This is a genomic window from Ruegeria sp. N4 (assembly GCF_056531425.1).
The window spans coordinates 888113-903093 of record NZ_JBQFLT010000001.1 but is presented as its reverse complement, the minus strand read 5'-3'; the positions used below and the strand labels follow the sequence as shown (position 1 = coordinate 903093).

21 protein-coding genes are annotated in these 14981 nt (G+C 59.2%); 10 read left to right on the top strand and 11 right to left on the bottom strand.

The annotated features are described in order from the left end of the window. Window positions 1–125 precede the first annotated feature (125 nt). Window positions 126–1118, bottom strand: coding sequence for a Hint domain-containing protein (locus ACR0LW_RS04515; protein WP_480881692.1), 993 nt, complete (start codon window positions 1116–1118; stop codon window positions 126–128). Between the two features lie 198 nt (window positions 1119–1316). On the opposite strand from ACR0LW_RS04515, the gene ACR0LW_RS04510 reads away from it, so the two are divergent. After that, on the top strand, window positions 1317–1925 hold the full coding sequence (locus tag ACR0LW_RS04510; RefSeq protein ID WP_170628458.1) for a peroxidase-related enzyme: 609 nt from the start codon (window positions 1317–1319) through the stop codon (window positions 1923–1925). 3 nt (window positions 1926–1928) lie between these two features. On the opposite strand, the gene ACR0LW_RS04505 is transcribed toward ACR0LW_RS04510, so the two are convergent. After that, window positions 1929–2810: an alpha/beta fold hydrolase gene (locus tag ACR0LW_RS04505; protein ID WP_480881691.1), complete on the bottom strand. Its 882-nt coding sequence runs from the start codon at window positions 2808–2810 to the stop codon at window positions 1929–1931. A 120-nt stretch (window positions 2811–2930) separates the two neighbouring features. On the opposite strand from ACR0LW_RS04505, the gene ppk2 reads away from it, so the two are divergent. Continuing rightward, window positions 2931–3854: a polyphosphate kinase 2 gene (ppk2, locus tag ACR0LW_RS04500; RefSeq protein ID WP_170449603.1), complete on the top strand. Its 924-nt coding sequence runs from the start codon at window positions 2931–2933 to the stop codon at window positions 3852–3854. A gap of 115 nt (window positions 3855–3969) precedes the next feature. Continuing rightward, window positions 3970–5334, top strand: a complete 1365-nt coding sequence (locus tag ACR0LW_RS04495) for an MATE family efflux transporter (protein ID WP_170452993.1) — start codon at window positions 3970–3972, stop codon at window positions 5332–5334. 3 nt (window positions 5335–5337) lie between these two features. On the opposite strand, the gene ACR0LW_RS04490 is transcribed toward ACR0LW_RS04495, so the two are convergent. Beyond that, window positions 5338–5739, bottom strand: coding sequence for a hypothetical protein (locus tag ACR0LW_RS04490; RefSeq protein ID WP_170622045.1), 402 nt, complete (start codon window positions 5737–5739; stop codon window positions 5338–5340). 12 nt (window positions 5740–5751) lie between these two features. Next, window positions 5752–6954, bottom strand: a complete 1203-nt coding sequence (locus ACR0LW_RS04485; RefSeq protein ID WP_480881689.1) for a pyridoxal phosphate-dependent aminotransferase — start codon at window positions 6952–6954, stop codon at window positions 5752–5754. Window positions 6955–7045: 91 nt separating this feature from the next. Here ACR0LW_RS04485 and ACR0LW_RS04480 point away from each other — a divergent pair, with 91 nt between their 5' ends. The 3 genes from ACR0LW_RS04480 to ACR0LW_RS04470 all read left to right on the top strand — a co-directional run bounded on the left by ACR0LW_RS04480 (window position 7046) and on the right by ACR0LW_RS04470 (window position 8267). Further along, window positions 7046–7438 carry a helix-turn-helix domain-containing protein gene (locus ACR0LW_RS04480; protein WP_170622043.1) on the top strand — a complete coding sequence of 131 codons (393 nt, stop codon included), beginning with the start codon at window positions 7046–7048 and terminating at the stop codon, window positions 7436–7438. Further along, a complete protein-coding gene (locus tag ACR0LW_RS04475; RefSeq protein WP_170735194.1) occupies window positions 7435–7692 on the top strand; it encodes a succinate dehydrogenase assembly factor 2 in 258 nt (85 codons plus the stop codon). The genes ACR0LW_RS04480 and ACR0LW_RS04475 overlap by 4 nt, the downstream gene beginning before the upstream one ends. A 77-nt stretch (window positions 7693–7769) precedes the next feature. After that, a complete protein-coding gene (locus ACR0LW_RS04470) occupies window positions 7770–8267 on the top strand; it encodes a winged helix DNA-binding protein (protein WP_170449617.1) in 498 nt (165 codons plus the stop codon). On the opposite strand, the gene ACR0LW_RS04465 is transcribed toward ACR0LW_RS04470, so the two are convergent. The 3 genes from ACR0LW_RS04465 to ACR0LW_RS04455 are packed head-to-tail and all read right to left on the bottom strand — an operon-like array spanning window position 8214 to window position 10101. Then, entirely contained in the window at window positions 8214–8975 is a 762-nt protein-coding gene (locus ACR0LW_RS04465; RefSeq protein WP_480881687.1) for a DUF1194 domain-containing protein, read from the bottom strand. The two genes, ACR0LW_RS04470 and ACR0LW_RS04465, sit on opposite strands and share 54 nt — an antisense overlap. Beyond that, window positions 8975–9676 (bottom strand): DUF1194 domain-containing protein, encoded by a 702-nt coding sequence (locus ACR0LW_RS04460; RefSeq protein WP_480881686.1) that lies wholly within the window; start codon window positions 9674–9676, stop codon window positions 8975–8977. Before ACR0LW_RS04460 ends, ACR0LW_RS04465 begins: the two co-directional genes overlap by 1 nt. Beyond that, window positions 9673–10101: a VOC family protein gene (locus ACR0LW_RS04455; protein ID WP_170449626.1), complete on the bottom strand. Its 429-nt coding sequence runs from the start codon at window positions 10099–10101 to the stop codon at window positions 9673–9675. The genes ACR0LW_RS04460 and ACR0LW_RS04455 overlap by 4 nt, the downstream gene beginning before the upstream one ends. A 177-nt stretch (window positions 10102–10278) precedes the next feature. Here ACR0LW_RS04455 and thyX point away from each other — a divergent pair, with 177 nt between their 5' ends. Together thyX and ACR0LW_RS04445 are read left to right on the top strand one after the other, a co-directional pair. After that, window positions 10279–11190 (top strand): FAD-dependent thymidylate synthase, encoded by a 912-nt coding sequence (thyX, locus tag ACR0LW_RS04450; RefSeq protein WP_170622040.1) that lies wholly within the window; start codon window positions 10279–10281, stop codon window positions 11188–11190. Window positions 11191–11246: 56 nt separating this feature from the next. Further along, entirely contained in the window at window positions 11247–11555 is a 309-nt protein-coding gene (locus ACR0LW_RS04445) for a hypothetical protein (protein ID WP_170519620.1), read from the top strand. Window positions 11556–11641: 86 nt separating this feature from the next. Here the strand turns inward: ACR0LW_RS04445 and ACR0LW_RS04440 are convergent, their stop codons facing one another. After that, the gene (locus tag ACR0LW_RS04440; RefSeq protein WP_008758035.1) at window positions 11642–11848 is read right to left on the bottom strand and encodes a cold-shock protein; all 207 of its coding nucleotides are present in this window, start codon (window positions 11846–11848) and stop codon (window positions 11642–11644) included. 215 nt (window positions 11849–12063) lie between these two features. On the opposite strand from ACR0LW_RS04440, the gene ACR0LW_RS04435 reads away from it, so the two are divergent. Both ACR0LW_RS04435 and ACR0LW_RS04430 read left to right on the top strand, forming a co-directional pair. Further along, complete coding sequence (locus tag ACR0LW_RS04435; RefSeq protein WP_170519618.1) at window positions 12064–12381, top strand: ArsC/Spx/MgsR family protein; 318 nt, start codon at window positions 12064–12066, stop codon at window positions 12379–12381. Between the two features lie 41 nt (window positions 12382–12422). Beyond that, window positions 12423–12791: a hypothetical protein gene (locus ACR0LW_RS04430; RefSeq protein ID WP_170449639.1), complete on the top strand. Its 369-nt coding sequence runs from the start codon at window positions 12423–12425 to the stop codon at window positions 12789–12791. A 48-nt stretch (window positions 12792–12839) separates the two neighbouring features. Here the strand turns inward: ACR0LW_RS04430 and ACR0LW_RS04425 are convergent, their stop codons facing one another. The 3 genes from ACR0LW_RS04425 to bufB are packed head-to-tail and all read right to left on the bottom strand — an operon-like array spanning window position 12840 to window position 14970. After that, window positions 12840–13358 carry a DoxX family protein gene (locus ACR0LW_RS04425; RefSeq protein ID WP_170519616.1) on the bottom strand — a complete coding sequence of 173 codons (519 nt, stop codon included), beginning with the start codon at window positions 13356–13358 and terminating at the stop codon, window positions 12840–12842. Next, window positions 13355–14116: an HvfC/BufC family peptide modification chaperone gene (locus ACR0LW_RS04420; protein WP_170519612.1), complete on the bottom strand. Its 762-nt coding sequence runs from the start codon at window positions 14114–14116 to the stop codon at window positions 13355–13357. The genes ACR0LW_RS04425 and ACR0LW_RS04420 overlap by 4 nt, the downstream gene beginning before the upstream one ends. Then, window positions 14113–14970, bottom strand: coding sequence for an MNIO family bufferin maturase (gene bufB / locus ACR0LW_RS04415; RefSeq protein ID WP_480626197.1), 858 nt, complete (start codon window positions 14968–14970; stop codon window positions 14113–14115). Before bufB ends, ACR0LW_RS04420 begins: the two co-directional genes overlap by 4 nt. Window positions 14971–14981: the final 11 nt, after the last annotated feature.

Here is a 14981-nt window from a genome sequence, read left to right as displayed (position 1 = left end):
CTTTTGAGTTTCCCCCATTATGGCAGGGGATGTGGTTCGGGGGAAGAGGGCCACGAGGTGTTGTGGAGAAATTGCTTACGATCACCGTCGAACTTGGATCGACGGTGTGCCGTCCCTTTCAAACGCTAAAGCGGAATGGGAGTTCCGGTGGGCGAGGTCAGATCAGACCGCAGCAAACGCGCCTCATGCGGTTTCAGGACAGGTAGGGCGGTTTCGCTGAATGGACCATTGGGCGTCATGAGCTCGGGAAACAGTTCCAGAAGCTCTTGCCGGGTGGCACGTGTCATGGCGTCAAGGCTTGTGTCGCCGGGAAAGAATGTCTCGGACCAGACGCCTTCGACACGGACAAGTTCGTGCTGGTCGAACAGGATATGAACATAATCCACGTCCCGGTCCGGCGGCAGTTGAGAGATCGCGTCGCCGGTTACAAGACCCTTGGCCGGGGCCAGCATCAGGTCGTCGCCGAAATACAGCTGAGCATTGTATGACGAGACAACGATCCGGTGTTGCGGCGAAACCAGCAGGTCGCGCGCCGGGCAGCCGTGCGAAAAACTGTTGGCCCTGATGCGAATGGGGCAAAATTCCGGTTGTCTTCTCAGGTCGCGCACCGACAGATGCCGCCGCCCGATCCACCGGACAGGGCGGCTGCTGCCATCCGCAACGATCACGGGGTCGCCGGGGCGCAGGGTCTCGATCGGCCTGTCTCCGGACGGGGTCAGGATCAGCGACCCGGCAGTGAAGCAGACGAAAGAGGGCAGGGTGTCATAATCCACCGGCGGGGCGGTAATGATCGAATTGTTGGTGTTTTCGATCGTGTCGCCGACATCCACATTGCCTGAGGTGACAATGATGTATTGTGGGTCGGAAAACTGAATCAGCGTGAATGTGACCGGCGATCCGCCAATGTCTCCGCTATAGGTTTCAAAGGTCTGAAAGTTTGTTGAATCACCGATGAACCCCGGAACGCTGGATACATCCAACTGCTGACTGCCATCGGCATCGGGGTCTTCCAGCATATCGTCATCGTCAATAACGGCGACCTGAAAGGAATTCAGGACGGTGACATCCGTAAAGCCAAGCGGGTCGTTATCTATTTCTAGAATCGTGACAAATTTCATTCTGCCAACTCGCGCGGTACAACTTTTTCAACAAATAGAACTCTACAATACACGACATAGGTGTGAAAAAACACATTTCAGTCGTGTTTTGCGATCGCCGGGGGCTGGAAGGGATGTTCAGGCGATACACGCTCTTCTCGGGCGTGGGTTCTGTTGTTTATATGTTGCCTGAAACTCTCCAAAACGGGCAGGCCGCGTATGAGCTGGATCAGAACAATTCCCTTTGCCGAAGCCACGGGGAAGCTACGAACCCTTTACGAGCGGGTCACGGGGCCCGACAACAATGTGGACAACATCATGATGGCGCATTCGCTGCGGCCACATTCGATGGAAGGCCATATGGCGATCTACAAAAACGTGCTGCATCATTCGGGCAACACGGTGCCGAAGTGGTTTCTTGAGACGCTTGGTGTCTGGGTCAGTTCGCTCAATCAATGCAGCTATTGTGTCGAGCATCATTTCAACGGCTTGCAAAGGCTGCTGAAGGACCCGGCGCGTGGCGATAAGATCCGATCAGCGATCGAGCAGCGTCGTCCCGATGATGCGCCGCTGAACGCGGCGCAGATTGCGGCGATGGGGTATGCGCGAAAGTTGACCGAAGCTCCGGCGGAAATGGTCGAGGCGGATGTGATTGCCCTGCGGGAGGCCGGGTGGGACGATGGCGAGATCCTCGAGATCAACCAGGTCTGCGCCTATTTCTCTTACGCAAACCGCACGGTTCTGGGGCTGGGCTGCTCGACCAAGGGCGATGTGCTGGGCCTGTCGCCCAACAATTCGGATAATCCTGACGATTGGGGGCATCGGTAAGGTTTACGAGGGATGTCCGAGCCAGCCCAGAATCGCCTCGGCCACGGCTTTGGGGTTCTGGTGGTGCAGCCAATGATCGGTGCCCGGAATCGCGATCCGCGTCAGGTCTGGTGCAAAGTCCTCCAACCCATCTGTTGTTTCGGGCAACAGGGCCTTGTCCTCTGGGCCCCACAGCAAAAGATGGGGGCAGGTGATATGAAGCCGGTCCAGCGGCAATTCAGGCAGGTTGGTTAGCGGTTCACCCGGTTTGGCCACGACCAGAGGTGAGGCGCGGTACCAGTTCAACATCGCCTCCAGCCGTCCGGGGCGCGCCCACTCGGCCCGGTAGTCCTCCATCCGGTCATCGGACAGCCAGTCAAGGCCCATACCATGGCGGAAGAACCGCTCTAGCCTGGCAAAGCGGTTATCGGCCAGCTTTTGAACGGCATCGGACGCGCGCAGATGGTTGATGTATTGCGAAGCCTCGGATTGCGCGCCGCCCGCCGCCATGGCCCGCTGAAACGGAACCGGATGCACACCGTTGGCGATGATCAGATGGCTGACCAGATCAGGCCGGAACATCGCCAACCCGTAGGCCACCGATGCACCCCAGTCGTGCCCAAAAACGGCAACTGGTGCACCCAGGTGTTCGATCAGCGCCGCCATGTCACCGACCAGCTTTGAAAGCGCATAGTGCCGAACGCCTTCTGGCGCCCAGCTTTGTCCGAATCCGCGCTGATCCGGTGCGACGCAGAGGAAGTGATGTGACAGATACGGGGCAAGATCGGCCCACGCACCGCCATATTCCGGAAACCCGTGCAGCATCAGCAACGGAGGATTACCCTTGCCGCCCCATGTTCGGACAAAAAATGTCTGGCCGTTCAGATCGGTGAAGCTGCTGTCCAACTCTTACTCCTGCGACTTCGGAACAATCGGCGCTTTCGGGCATCAGTTTGATACCAATCAAAGCGCATTTCCACTGTTTCTGCTAGGGCTTCTACAGGATAGTGAAAAAGGAAAATGTGCATGGACGCAGTGGCTCAACTCGATCTGAAATCCGTTCCGAACCAGCAGGTTCCGCCCCAAAACACGCAAAACTCAACACCCGGCCCGGAAGAAATCCGCAAGGCGTTCGAAAGCGGGAAATACCCCTATGGGCGCAAGATGGCCCGTCCGGCCTATGAAAAGCAAAAGGCGCTGTTACAGGCCGAGTTGCTGAAGGTGCAGCTTTGGGCACAAGAGACAGGGCAGCGCTTTGTCCTGTTGTTCGAAGGGCGCGACGCCGCCGGCAAGGGCGGCACGATTAAACGGTTCATGGAGCATCTGAACCCGCGCCAGGCGCGCGTGGTCGCGTTGAACAAACCGACATGGGAAGAGAAGGGCCAGTGGTATTACCAACGCTACGTGCAGGAATTGCCGACAGTCGGCGAAATGGTGTTCTACGACAGATCCTGGTACAACCGGGCAGGTGTCGAGCGTGTGATGGGGTTCTGCACGCCCAACGAGTATCTGGAATTCATGCGGCAGACACCGGATCTGGAGCGGATGCTGGTCCGCTCGGGCATTCAGTTTTACAAATATTGGTTCTCGGTCACGCAGGACGAGCAACAGCGCCGGTTCAAAAGCCGCGAAACCGATCCGTTGAAGCAATGGAAGCTGTCGCCCATCGATAAGGCAAGCCTGGACAAATGGGACGACTATACCGAGGCGAAAGAGGCGATGTTTTTCTACACCGATACCGCTGATGCGCCCTGGACCATTGTCAAATCGAACGACAAGAAACGCGCGCGTTTGAACTGTATGCGCCATTTCCTGTCGACGCTGGACTACCCCGGCAAGGATCATGAGATCGTTGGCGAACCCGATCCCCTGATCGTCGGGCAGGCCCATCACGTCATCCACCGGTCCGAGCATATTCTGGGTACTGCCCTGCACCCCGAGACGCGCTGAAGGTTCCCCCTGTTTCGCGTTGCACCGATGGCAGGCAGAGGCCGGATTAGTCTCAATTTGAAATTTGCTTGATCTGGTCTTGTCCCGGCGTCAAGCCGGGCATATGGCTGGTCGGATGAACAAGGTGATGACATATCCGGCCCATTTCAAGGCCATTGCTGTTCTGGGCCTGCCGTTGGTCGGTGGACATCTGGCGCAGTTTGCCATCGGCTTGACCGATACGATCATGCTGGGCTGGTACGGGGTCGAGGCTTTGGCGGCGGTGACGCTGGCCAGCAGCTATTACTTTGTTTTGTTCCTGTTCGGGGCCGGGTTCGGCTGGGCCGTCATGCCCATGGTGGCCACCGCTGCGGCCGAAGAGGATGAGACCAGCATTCGCCGCTCGACCCGGATGGGGCTGTGGCTGTCACTACTGTACGCGGCGCTGATGATGCCGCTGCTGTGGTGGTCGCACCCGATCCTGATCGCCTTGAAACAAGAGCCGCAAGTGGCTGAAACCGCAGCGGAATACTTGCGTGTGGCCGGATGGGGTCTGTTCCCGGCGCTGCTGGTGATGGTGCTGAAATCCTACCTTGCGGCGCTGGAACGGACGCAGATCGTTCTTTGGATCACGGTCGTCGCAGCGGTCGTCAACGGCCTGACCAATTATGCGCTGATCTTCGGCAATTGGGGCGCGCCCGAGCTTGGGGTCATGGGGGCGGCGATCGCCTCGATCGTGACGCAGGTCGTGTCGCTGGTGGCGGTTGTGATTTATGCCGTGAAAGTGCTGCCGGAACACAGCCTGTTCCGCCGGTTCTGGCGGCCCGATTGGGAGATGTTCGGAAGCGTTCTGCGCCTTGGTGTACCCATCGGATTGACGACTTTGGCCGAGGTGACGTTGTTCGCCACATCGGCTGTCATGATGGGCTGGCTGGGGCAGGTACCTCTGGCCGCGCACGGGATCGCGCTCAATCTGGCATCGGCCACCTTCATGGTGCATCTGGGCCTGTCCAACGCCGCGACCATTCGGGCTGGCAACGCGCTGGGCCGTCGGGATCGCCCGCACCTTGAGAAAGGTGCAATCGCGGTCACTGCCATGTCGCTGGTTATGTCCGTGCTGACGATCATCCTGTTCCTGACCTGCGCCGAGCCGCTGATTTCCCTGTTCATGGAGGCGGACGACCCGCAGCGCGCGCAGATCCTGATGATCGGTACCGGGCTGCTGGCGATGGCCGCGTTGTTCCAACTGGTGGATGGTGCTCAGGTCATTGCGCTGGGGCTGTTGCGCGGCTTGCAGGATGCGAAAATTCCGATGCTGATGGCGGCGCTCAGCTATTGGGTCGTGGGGCTTCCGTCGTCTTATTACTTTGGCTTTATCCGCGGGATGGACGGAATTGGCGTCTGGCTGGGCCTTGTGCTTGGACTGGCCTGCGCGGCGGTGCTGTTGATGGCCCGGTTCTGGATGCGTTCCGTGCGCGAGGTTGGGGTTCCGGCGGAATAGCCGTTACTCTTTCCCCATCCGGTCCGCTTTTTTGCGCACCAGGACCGAGCGCAGATCGTGCATTGCCATCAAAAGCCTGTCGGTGACGTCTTCCAGCTGTTCGTCCGTCGCTTTGGACTGCGCCCACTGGGTGGTCAGGTTCAGGTAATCGACTGCGCGATGGATGTCGTCGATGTCGCGCTGGGCCAGCAGGGCCTTACGTTCGTCCATCCAGCGCGCGATTTCGGTCTTGTCGGCCTCGCTCAGCGTGCGTTGCCCGTGTGGTTTGACCTCGCCGTTGCGGATATTGATGACCGCGATCTGGTCCATCTCGATCCGGCGCTGGCGGTTCTCGGTGTCGATCCGAAAGACTGCCGCACCATTCTCGCGGACACGAAAGTAGTATTCGGGCAATTCAGTGGACATGAGAGGCTCCGCCTAGGTTAAGGACGCACAGAAGGTCTGAATGCGGGTGCAGGCCTCGGTCAGGGCCTCGTCCGAGGTTGCGTAGCTGACGCGGAAGTTCGGCGACAGGCCAAAGGCGGCACCAAAGACGACGGCGACATCGGCCTCTTCCAGCAAGGCGGTGGCAAAGGCTTCATCATTGTCGATCAGGGTACCCGATGGAGTGGTCTTGCCGATCAGCCCGGCGATGGACGGGTAGACATAGAACGCGCCTTCGGGGGTGGGGCATTGCACCCCGTCAATCTCGTTCAACATGCCGATCACCAGATCGCGGCGGCGTTTGAAAATCTCGTTGTTGGAGGCCAGAAAATGCTGCGTTCCGTTCAGTGCCTCGACCGCCGCCCATTGGCTGACCGTGCAGGGGTTCGAGGTCGACTGAGACTGGATCTTGCGCATGGCTGCGATGATCTCGACCGGCCCGGCCGCGTAACCAATGCGCCAGCCGGTCATCGCATAGGCCTTGGAAACCCCGTTGCAGGTCAGCGTGCGATCATAAAGCCCCGGTTCCACTTCGGCAGGGGTGCAAAACTCGAACCCGTCATAGGCCAGATGCTCGTACATGTCGTCGGACATGATCCAGACCTGCGGGTGGCGCATCAGCACATCGGTGAGGGCTTTCAACTCATCCCGGCTGTAGCCCGCGCCGGTGGGGTTCGATGGAGAGTTGAAGATGAACCACTTGGTCTTGGGGGTGATCGCGGCCTCAAGCTGCTCGGGCGTCAGTTTGAAGCTGTTCTCGACGCTGGTTTCGACAACTACCGGTGTGCCACCCGCCAGCAGCACCATATCCGGGTAGCTGACCCAATAGGGGGCGGGAATGATAACCTCATCCCCGTCATTCATCGTGGCCATCAGCGCGTTATAAAGCGTCTGCTTGCCGCCGGTCCCGACCGAGATCTGTGCGGGTGTGTAATCCAGCCCGTGATCGCGCTTCATCTTGGCACAAGCGGCCTGTTTCAGCTCGGGGATGCCGTCGGGGGCCGTGTATTTTGTCTTGCCAGCGGCAATCGCCGCGACGGCGGCGTCCTTGATGTTCTGCGGCGTGTCAAAATCCGGTTCACCTGCGCTGAGGCCAATGACATCCCGCCCGGCGGCCTTCAATTCGGCCGCTTTGGCCGTCATTGCGACGGTCGGCGAAGGTTTGACGCGGGACAATGTCGCAGACAGGAAACTCATGGGCGGCCTCGGTTTGTATGTTCAGCCTGACTGTCATAGGGTGCGCCCGAATGACGATCAAGCGATATGAAACCGGGAATCGGAGACCTGAATGAGCGACGAAAACGATTGGTTCGGACCAGACGCGGCGACATTTGGGGATCGGCTGGCAGGCGCGCGCGAGGCAGCCGGGATGACGCAGGCCGAACTGGCGCGTCGGCTTGGTGTCAAGAAGTCAACGATCGGGGATTGGGAAAACGATCTGTCCGAGCCGCGCGCCAACCGCCTGTCGATGATGGCGGGCATGGTCAACGTCTCGATCAAGTGGTTGCTGACCGGCGAAGGCGAGGGGATGGATGCGCCTGTGGACGAAGAGCATGCAAATCTGGATCTGGCGGGCGCCGTGGCCGAACTGCGCGCCATCCGGGGCGAGATGCGCGCCTGCTCGGAACGCGCCGCGCGGCTGGAAAAGAAACTGCGCCTGATGCTGGAGGCCAGCAAATGACCGAACCCCGCGATATTCGGATCAAACGGATGAAAATGCGGTCGATGCGGCGGGGCATCAAAGAGATGGACCTGATCCTGACCGCCTATGCCAACCGCAATCTGGACGAAATGGATGCCGACGGTCTGGACACCTATGATGCGATGCTCAGCGAAAACGATCAGGATCTGTATCAATGGGTGACAGGGCAGGTTCAACCGCCCGAGGCACTGGCCGACCTGATCGCGGATATCGCCCAGACCTTTCAAAAGTAAGGAAAAAACCGGCTTAACTGATTTTTCGGGATTTCGGTTCATCGTGTCGGAAAGGCACGACTGAATCGGAGGGTCGGATGAGTATGGAATTGCAGGTCTCGGCACCGGGGACCAAAGGGTTCATGACCAGCTATCTTGAGGCGCTGGCCCTGGTGGAACGGTTGCACCGCTTGCTTCTGGACGTGATCAAGGACGAGTTCGAGCGGGTCGGCGTGCTGGAAATCAACGCAGTTCAGGCGCTGTTGCTGTTCAACATCGGCGATCATGAGGTGACGGCGGGTGAGTTGAAGAGCCGGGGCTACTATCAAGGCAGCAATGTCAGCTACAACCTCAAAAAACTGGTTGAAATGGGGTATATGCACCATCAACGGTGCGAGATCGACCGGCGCTCTGTCCGGGTGCGCCTGACGCCGCGCGGGCGCGAGATTCGGGATATCGTGTCAGACCTGTTTGCCCGCCATGCCGAAGGGTTGCAAAATCGCGGTGTGCTGGGCCTGGAAGGGATTGATGATATTACAAACTCATTGCGCCGGGTCGAGCGTTACTGGACGGACCAAATCCGCTATATCTACTGATCCGGGGCGCGCGTCCGACAGCACAAGGCCCTCCAGCTCTCGGATCAGTTTGCGCGCCATGGCATCTTCGTAGGCGTCAAATCCCAGCGCGACCTCGACAAACGCATTCGGGCCGAGGATGACCCATGTGTTGTAATAGGCTGAAAGCTCACCGACCTGCACCTGCCGTTGATCGCCTTGTCTCGGATCGTCTGCACCAATGACCAGCCCGTTGATTGTGATGCCGGTGGATTGCAGTTGAGATTTCACATTGCGCGGATGCGGCCCCAGATTGTGTTTGCCATCGCCGGATAGGTCCAGCGTCAGCTTCCAACACTCTTGCCGGGTCAGCAGATTGGCACCGAAGGCCATGGCCGAACCCACGGCGGTGCCTTGCGGGGCAGGGCTGCGTTTCACGGCATCCAGCTGTTGCCCAATGCGGGTCAGATCATCCTGGGTGCGGATCTCGGTCCAGTCCAACAGCAGTTTCTGATGATCGGGTTCGCTCCATTCGAACACGGCAATCCGTACGGGCGCGCCGGGATTGGACAGGATCAACTGCGCTACATCCGGACGACGCAGAGCTACCGCAAGCCCGCGCAGTTGCAACCTGTACTCTTGCGCATCGACCGAGCCCGACACATCCAACCCCAAGGCCAGAGCCTGCCTGCACTGAGCGGTGGCGTGAGTCGCGAGCAGACACAGCGATGTCATCAGGATGCGCAGCATCATTCGGTCACGTCTTGCAACGTCCCAATTTGCAGGCCCCGCAACTCACGTTCCAGTTTCCGGCGCATTGCGCGTTCGAAATCTTCAAACCCCTGCGCCACCTCAAGAAACGCGCCGGGGCCGTGCAGAACGTTGTTCTCAAAAAACGGGATCAGGAACAATTCGCCTTCAAAATCAGCGGCATTGATGACCAGCCCGTTGACCACCACGTCGCGAAAGGGAAAGTGCCGATAGGCGTTTTGCGGGCCATACCCGTCATTGTTCGACCCGTCGCCGGACAGATCGATTGTCTGAAACAGGCAGGGCGGGGCCCGCTGCAGCAAGGTCGCGCCAAAGGCCAGCGCATAGCCCATCGCCGTAGCCGACCCGGCATCCGACCGTTCGGATTGGCTGATCTGTGTCGCGGCGGCCAGCAGATCGCCGGTGTTCCGGATCATCCGCCAATCCATAATGATATGCTGTGTGTTTCGTCCGCTCCATTCGTAAACGGCCAGGGCAACGGGCATGGGCGAGGAGAAAAAGGCCTCCTGAACCTCGGGCGCGATCAGGGCGGCGGCCAGCCCTTGCCGTTGCAGCGCGTCTTCGCTTTCATCCACCGACACCGAAATATCCAGCGCCAGTGCCAGGGCCAGACGGCAGGTCTCTGCCTGGGCAGGGCTGGCCAGCGCGGCCAGACCCAAGGCTATCAGGGTGCGGATCACCAGTGGCCGGTGTTGCCCATGCTGACCCAGGGTTCTGCCGGTTCCAGCGCATCGCCGTTCTGCAGCAGTTCGACCGAGATATTGTCGGGCGAGCGTACAAAGGCCATGCGCCCGTCACGCGGGGGCCGGTTGATCACCACGTCATTGTCCTGAAGGTGCTGGCAGGTCTCGTAAATATTGTCGACCCCATAGGCGAGGTGGCCGAAATGGCGGCTGTCATTTGGCAGCTCGTCATCGCCATCCCAGTTATAGGTCAGTTCAATCGGTCGATCCTCTTGCCCTGGAGGCGCCATGAAGATCAGCGAGAACCGGCCCTCTTCGCTGTCATAGCGGCGTGTTTCCTTGAGGCCGAGCAACTCGTAGAACGCCAGAGATTTTTCTAGATCTTTCACCCGAACCATAGTGTGAAGATATTTCAGCCCCATCACGGCAATCCTTATTCTGCATGAGTTTGCCATCAGCTTAGCGCGCTGCGGGGGCGTGTCGAGGGGGGCTGCGAACACATTTCCGGAAATCGTCCATGTGCGGCACATCATGCGGTTCCAGCGCCGGAACTGACGATATATAGTAGGCGGCGACTCATTATCGGAAAGGATGTTTTCATGCCGCTGTCTGCCGACCAACAGGCCGAGATCGAAGCGCAACGCGCGCAGTCGCATCAAACACGCCGCGTCGTTGCAGCGGGAATGGAAGATCACCTGTATACCGCGCATCAGGTGCTGGATCACGGCTTTGTCCGTGTGATCGACTATATGGGCGATGATGCCGCGATCTGTCAGGCGGCGCGCGTGTCCTATGGCAAAGGCACGAAATCCGTTCAGAATGACGAGGGGCTGATCCGCTACCTGATGCGGCACTGGCACTCGACCCCGTTCGAGATGTGCGAGGTCAAGCTGCACGTCAAGCTTCCGGTCTTTGTGGCCCGTCAGTGGATTCGCCACCGGACCGCCAATGTGAACGAATATTCGGCGCGGTATTCGATTCTGGACCGTGAGTTCTATATTCCCGCGCCCGAACATGTCGCCGCCCAGTCCGAGGTGAACAATCAGGGGCGCGGTTCGGCGCTGGAAGGAGAAGAGGCCGCGCGCGTGCTGGAAATCCTGAAGGCCGACAGCACCCGCTGCTATGACAATTACGAGGCGATGATCAATCAGGACGGCCAACAGGGGCTGGCGCGCGAATTGGCGCGGATGAACCTGCCCGCGAACGTTTATACGCAGTGGTACTGGAAGGTCGACCTGCACAACCTGTTCCACTTCCTGCGCCTGCGCGCTGACCCGCATGCGCAATACGAGATCCGGGTCTATGCCGAGATGATGTGCAAGATCGTGGCCGATTGGGTCCCATTCGCATATCGCGCGTTCGAGGATTATCGCCTTGGCGCGGTCAATCTGTCGGCTCAGATGGTCAACAGTCTGCGTCGGATGTTGGCGGGTGAAACGGTCACGCAAGACAACTCGGGAATGACCGCGCGCGAATGGCGTGAGTTTGAGGCCATCATCCGCGAAGGCTGAACCGGGCGCATATCAATCCGCTATATAGGTTGTCATGAAACTGTTACCTTGGTTTCATGACCCATGCTTCGTTTCTTTCCGTTCTGGGCCTGACCTTTGCGCTGGCTGTGCCCGCGCAGGCCAAATCCCCGATTGCCGAGGTGTTGTGCGAGCCGACTCAACGGCTACATGACAAGCTCAAGGGACAATTCCGGTCCGAGCGTGTGGCAACGGGAATGCGTGGCCCTGAACAGATCATGGAGGTCTGGAGCAGCGAAAGGGGCGACTGGACCATGGTCGTGACCTATGCCGCCGGTACGTCCTGCATCGTTGCGATGGGACAAGACTGGCACACGCATGCCGAGGACAAGCCAGCACGGGGGTAGGGCATTCGCCGGAAAAGGGGGCGATTGACGGCCGGAAATTGGCCGCCAATCTTAATTGAAGAACCCCGCGTCACACGGGGGCGTCGTTACAACGGCTTCAAATCAGCTGCCATCTGACGGCCATCGCGCCCGTCCTGCAACTCGTACGAGACTTTCTGATTGTCTGCGAGCCCGGTCAGTCCGGACCGTTCTACGGCCGAGATATGAACAAACACATCTTTGCCCCCTTCATCAGGGGCAATAAACCCATAGCCTTTGGTGGTATTGAACCATTTCACGGTGCCAGTTGGCATCTCCCGTGTCTCCTTCTACTTTCGCATTGTCCCACAAATTGGTGGGGCGGTGGTTGGCAAGACCGCAAAAAACGGACTGTTTCCTGATCGGGTTACAGTCCGATTTGCGTGTTTCACCTTTTTCAACATTGCACGGTGAAGTAAAAAATCAAGAATAACCGCTGGAAACTGGCACAATCGCCTAAAATTGAAACAAATACCGGAGCAGTCCCCAAATGCGCCTTTATGGTCTGAAAACATGCGACACCTGCCGTAAGGCGCTGAAATCACTACCAGATGCCAAGTTTTTAGACGTGCGCAGCGACGGAGTTCCCGAAACTGTACTGGAGCAGGCTATTGCCGAGTTCGGCGGGGCTTTGCTCAATACCCGTTCGACAACCTGGCGTGGATTGGATGAGGCGCAGCGCACGCGCCCGGCTTTGGAATTGCTGCAAGAGCATCCGACGCTGATGAAGCGTCCGCTGATCGAAAATGACGGAGCATTGACGTTAGGTTGGACCGCCGAGGCGCGCGCAAAGCTTGGCGTGGCGTGATCGGGTGCTTATCTGATCTGGCGCAACTGCGAGGATAATTTATGCGAAACGCCGCAATGATTTTGGGTGTCATCGCCGGTTTGGTCGGGATGATTGTTGGGTTCTTTGGATATGGATATGTTGAGGCGATCAAGCATTTCGGCGATATCGATGGCATCGCCGAGCAGGTGGATAATCCCGCTTTGATCCAGACGGCGTCCATCGTGGCACCGCTGCTGGCTCTTGTCGGTGGGGCAATGGCCCATGCCCGCGCGCTGGTCGCGGGTGTCTTGCTGTTGGTGTCCGCGGCGGGGATGTATTACGCGTTTGGGTTCGGTGTCTTCACCATGTTCCCGATCGCGTTTGCCGGCGTGGCCGGGGTGCTTGGGCTCGCCGCTGGAAAACCGGACGAGCCCAAGGCGCATTTCTGAAGCGCTTTGCGTTTGACTTGAATCGGATAGAACGCAAAACGCTGTAGATCATTTCAGGCGCAGCAAGCGGTCCAGGGACAGCGGGCCTGCGCCGTGGATCACCATCACCAGGAACAGGAAGGTCCACATCACGCGCTGATCCATCAGGTCGGGCGCGGCGTTGAACAGGCTGCCCAGTTTGACGCCGTGGCCGGTGACATCAACAATGGTTTGGACCCAGACAAAGCCGATCATGGCCAGCGCGGCCAAGCGTGTGAACAGGCCAACCAGCAGCAGGGCGGGCAGGACAAATTCGGCCACGGTGCCAAAGAAGATCACGATGCGCTGGAAGAAGGTCATCTGCGTGACGTCCCACAAGACCGCCTCGGCCGCTTTGGGAAAGATCTGCCCGAACGCCCCGCTGGAGGGCGAAAAGATCGACCCGTCGATCTTCAGCATGGCCGAATTCCAGTAATAGACCAGCAGAACCGCGATGAAGATCAGCCGCGCAAGCGTCGGTGTGAGCCAGCCGGACGCGTGGTCCACCTTACCCAGAACGTTGTTGTGGATTGAAATCAGGGCAGTCATGTCGCCAGCCTTTCGATAGTCACAGAGGTTATTGCACCGCCTTGCAGAAGCAGTGCCAGAGTGGTTCCAAGATCAAAGTCAGGTGTTTCTGCAGCGGTTTTTTCGAACGCTTCGCCGATGGTATTGCCTGACTGAATATGTCCGATCCAGTTTGCGCCGCCCGGTGGCAGCAGATGTGGGGCCGGATCAAATTCGGGGCGGGTGATCAGCACATCCTCGGCCCCGGTGGTGGGTTTCGGGGCATCGGGTTCTGAATTGAACCGCCAGATCGCGTGAATGGGCCAGTCCGAGCAGATGATCCGCATCGACGGCGCGAACGTCAGCCGCGCTTGCATCACATCCTCGGGCGGGACGGCAAGCGCATCGGCCGGGGCCGCTTGGCTGTCGGCCGCATGGTAGGATTGCCGCAGGGCCAGTTCCAGCCGCGCCACATCTGGCAGATAGGCCAGATGCGAAAGTTGCGGCATGTTGGCCAGAAACGCGGGAAACGCCTCGCCATAGAACATCATCAGGGGCGAGGTCGGCGGGTGTTGCCGCAGAAAGATACCGGACAGCCCGTCCATGTTCTGCGCGCCCAGAAGCTTGGCGATCACCGGAAAGGCCTGATGCATGGCCTCGGTCAGGGAAACGGCGACGTTGTTGCGGTAGACGCTGAACCGACGGCCCGCCGGTTGCGCCTCGGCATCGGTCAGCCCGTCCGGAACCGGGGTCTTCGCGTCCAGTAAGGCCGCGTGAAACTCCGTTTGCGAGACGGTCATGCCGGAACCCTGTCCAGCGCCGCTTGCGCGCGTTCGGCCTCGGCCCGCAGAACCGGCCAGTCGGGGACATCCGTGTCCCATTCAACCAGCAGAGGTTTGGGACCAGAGCGCTCCAAAACATAGTCCAGCAACGCCCAGACCGGATCCACAACTTCGCGCCCGTGGCTGTCGATCAGCAGGGGGTGGCCGTGGTCATCTTCGTCCTCGTCATGACCGCCGAGGTGAATTTCGCCCACCTGATCCAGCGGATAGGCGTCGATATATCCTTGCGGCGAGAAGTCCAGATTGGTGGCTGAAACAAACACGTTGTTCACATCCAGCAACAGCCCGCAGCCGGTGCGTTTGGCGATCTCGCGCAGGAAATCGGGTTCCGACCATGTGCTTTCCTCGAACGCCAGATAGCTGGAGGGATTCTCTAGCAGCATCTGACGACCGACGGTTTCCTGCACCTGATCGATATGCGCGCAGACCCGTGCCAGCGTCGCATCCGTGTAGGGCAGGGGCAGCAGGTCGTTGAAGAAATGGCTGTCATGGGTGGACCAGGCCAGATGTTCCGAGAAGCTGGCCGGGTTCAGCCAGCCGACCAGATGTTTCAGCCGGGCCAGATGATCCGGGTCCAAGGGGCCTTCGCCGCCGATGGAAAGGCCGACGCCATGAACCGAGATCGGGAATTGTTCTGAAAGATGGCGCAGTTGCGCCAGCGGGCGACCACCGTCGCCCATGTAGTTTTCGGCATGAATCTCAAGCCATGCGACGGGTTGGGCGTGGTCCAGAATCTGGGCGAAATGCTGCGGTTTGTATCCGACACCCGGCGCGGCGGGCAGGCGGTTCGACCTGAGGGCATCATCCAGCATTTGCACGCTCC